Origin of the sequence: Pseudomonas sp. (assembly GCF_037994325.1) — a bacterium.
Classification (GTDB): domain Bacteria; phylum Pseudomonadota; class Gammaproteobacteria; order Pseudomonadales; family Pseudomonadaceae; genus Aquipseudomonas.
Window position 1 is genome coordinate 1 of sequence record NZ_JBBNAH010000434.1, and the last position, 2,479, is coordinate 2,479.

Sequence of the window (2,479 nt, forward strand, 5' to 3'; positions counted from 1 at the left end):
GCGCATGGGGTATGAATGAGGTGTTCACCGTTTACTGCGGTATTTGATGCCAACGTGTTGTACCCAGCCCCATTGCGGGATTTATTGATGTGGTTGGGCTTGTCTGGGTTGTTCCGCGCTCGCTGGACAGCGCAGATTCATGATGAGTGGAAACGCAACCTGCTGAAGGATCGTTCTGATATTTCAGCGGAACAACTGGAACGTACCTCGGCGCTGATGGATGCGGCGATCCCCGACGCGCTGGTCACAGGATACGAGCCGTTATGCGCGGGGATAAGCCTTCCCGACCCGGATGATTGCCACGTTCTGGCCGCCGCCATCCGCTGCAAGGCTGATGTGGTGGTGACCTTCAATCTCAAAGATTTTCCCCGCCACGTGCTGATCGGTTACGACATTGAAGCCATGCACCCCGATGACTTTATTGCGGACCTTATCGATCTGGATCAGGCCGCCGTACTCCACGCCGCGCAGAGCCAATTTCGCTCACTGAAAAAACCACCTATGACCGCGCAAGCATATCTAGACCTGTTGTTGCGGCAGGGGTTGAACCAGACGGCAAAGTTGCTGGCCCCTTATCAAATGCTCTTTTGAACCGACTAGGCATAGTTCGACAGAGGCGTTCCTCGGCTCCTATTTGCCATACAAAAAAGCCCCGCAATAGCGGGGCTTTGGGGCCTGAAGAAACGCGTTAGGCAAACACAAAATACTTACGCACGGTTTCCACTACTTCCCAGGTGCCTTTCATTCCCGGCTCCACCACAAAAATATCGCCGGCTTTAAGGTGAATCGGCTCCATGCCATCCGGGGTGATCACGCAGTAGCCTTCCTGAAAGTGGCAGTACTCCCACTTCACATATTCCACTCGCCATTTGCCGGGCGTGCAGATCCAGGTGCCCATGATTTTGCTGCCGTCTTCGGAGGTGTAAGCGTTGAGGTTGACGGTATGCGGGTCACCTTCAATGCGTTCCCATTTGCAGGCATCGACAACGGGCATCGGCTGGGTATCGCGCAAAACGGTGATCGGTGCGTTGGCCATGTGCGGCTCCTGCTGCAACAAAATGTGCCGTCACCTTAGAGCTGGCCAGCAGAGGGCAGTTGTCTGTAAGAGACATGCAGGAGCCTGTTTGCGCTGTTCAGTTGTTTGTCTGCAACCCTATGCTGTCAGCCCCTACTTGGAAGAACTGATCCGATGCCTAACACCGCCCTCAGCGCTCGAGAGGTGTATCAACTGCTCAAAGACATCGCCCTTGGCGTGCGTTTGGCGCGTAGAGCGGCGGATAAACGACGCTGCGGTGGCATCTCGATCCTCGTCGACGGCTGGCGTCTGACGCTATTCAAAGAGGATGGGCAACTGGACCATTGCGCCGAATGTGTGGCGCCGGATGGCCGTGTGAGCAGCATCGACAGTTGGCATCGCCACGGCACCGACCCCATTCAACTGCTCAGCCGCTGGGAGCGTGAAGAGCTGGAGCGCCTGCTTTTGTAGGTTGTGGTTGAGCGAAGCGAAGCCCAACTAATGCCGCGCCTTATGGTTGTTGGGCTTCGCGGTGCTCACCGAATGCGGACCGACCCAACGCTGCCTACTGAATACGCTCCTCTGATCTACATTTGTTGCAAATGCACAGGCATTTCAAGAAAATGCGAATAATTGCTAAATACTAGCTGTGTGCATCTGCATGTCTGATCTGCGCCTTACCTCCCAAGACCCCTTTCATATCCTCTATGCGGAGAATCACCGCTGGCTGCAGGGGTGGTTGTTGCGTCGGCTGGGTTCACATGCCGATGCGGCCGACCTCACGCAGGACACCTTTCTCCGCACGCTGAAGTCGCAACAAGCCGCTGTTATCGATGAGCCACGGGCGTTTTTGTGTGTGGTGGCCAAGCGCGTGTTGTGTTCGTTCTGGCGCCGTAATGAGCTGGAGCGAGCGTATCTGGAGGCCATCGCGGGCATGCCCGAAGCGGTGGTGCCGTCGGAAGAAGAGTTCGCGCTGCTGCGTGAGGCGGTGGCCGTCATTGATGCCATGCTCAATGACTTGCCGAATAAGGTGCGCCACGCTTTTTTGCTTAATCGCTTGGAAGGCCTGACCCACCAGCAAATCGCCGAGCAATTGGATGTTTCGTTGGCCACGGTCGAGCGTTGGATTAAACGCGCCGTCACCCAGTGCTTCCTGGCAACCCTGCGATGAACGCCCAGCATCCCAGCCTGACGCCGGCCATCAAGGCGGCCATCGAGTGGATGGTGTTTCTCGACTCCGGCCGCGCCAACAGCACCGATCAAACCGCGTTTAACACTTGGCTGAGCGCCGATGGCGAGCACCGGCGTGCCTGGGAAACGGTGGCCGGCGCGGTGCAAATGCCGTTTAACCAACTGGCCGATGCCCAGCGCCAACTACCCGGTAGTGCGCAAGCCACAGCGCGCGTACTGCGCGGTTCCGGTATCTCGCAAGAGCGGCGTCGGCTGCTGCGTGGTGGTGTTAGC

Annotated in this window: 5 protein-coding genes; 4 read left to right on the plus strand and 1 reads right to left on the minus strand. The window is 57.2% G+C overall.

Going from position 1 to position 2,479, the window contains the following annotated elements:
• Positions 1–15: 15 nt before the first annotated feature.
• Positions 16–591: a PIN domain-containing protein gene (locus AAAB16_RS14605; RefSeq protein ID WP_340663965.1), complete on the plus strand. Its 576-nt coding sequence runs from the start codon at positions 16–18 to the stop codon at positions 589–591.
• Positions 592–688: 97 nt separating this feature from the next.
• On the opposite strand, the gene AAAB16_RS14610 is transcribed toward AAAB16_RS14605, so the two are convergent.
• Complete coding sequence (locus tag AAAB16_RS14610; RefSeq protein ID WP_340663966.1) at positions 689–1,036, minus strand: cupin domain-containing protein; 348 nt, start codon at positions 1,034–1,036, stop codon at positions 689–691.
• Between the two features lie 153 nt (positions 1,037–1,189).
• On the opposite strand from AAAB16_RS14610, the gene AAAB16_RS14615 reads away from it, so the two are divergent.
• From AAAB16_RS14615 to AAAB16_RS14625, 3 genes are all read left to right on the plus strand, one after another.
• On the plus strand, positions 1,190–1,486 hold the full coding sequence (locus tag AAAB16_RS14615; RefSeq protein WP_340663967.1) for a hypothetical protein: 297 nt from the start codon (positions 1,190–1,192) through the stop codon (positions 1,484–1,486).
• Between the two features lie 190 nt (positions 1,487–1,676).
• The gene (locus AAAB16_RS14620; protein WP_340663968.1) at positions 1,677–2,186 is read left to right on the plus strand and encodes a sigma-70 family RNA polymerase sigma factor; all 510 of its coding nucleotides are present in this window, start codon (positions 1,677–1,679) and stop codon (positions 2,184–2,186) included.
• On the plus strand, positions 2,183–2,479 hold a 297-nt coding region (locus AAAB16_RS14625), incomplete at its 3' end, for a DUF4880 domain-containing protein (protein ID WP_340663969.1). The genes AAAB16_RS14620 and AAAB16_RS14625, both read left to right, overlap by 4 nt.

What these genes read in the sequence shown, in the direction of transcription:
- AAAB16_RS14605 (WP_340663965.1), top strand. Translation starts at nt 16, where the DNA reads ATGAGGTGTTCACCGTTTACTGCGGTATTTGATGCCAACGTGTTGTAC.
- AAAB16_RS14610 (WP_340663966.1), bottom strand. Translation starts at nt 1,036, where the DNA reads ATGGCCAACGCACCGATCACCGTTTTGCGCGATACCCAGCCGATGCCC.
- AAAB16_RS14615 (WP_340663967.1), top strand. Translation starts at nt 1,190, where the DNA reads ATGCCTAACACCGCCCTCAGCGCTCGAGAGGTGTATCAACTGCTCAAA.
- AAAB16_RS14620 (WP_340663968.1), top strand. Translation starts at nt 1,677, where the DNA reads ATGTCTGATCTGCGCCTTACCTCCCAAGACCCCTTTCATATCCTCTAT.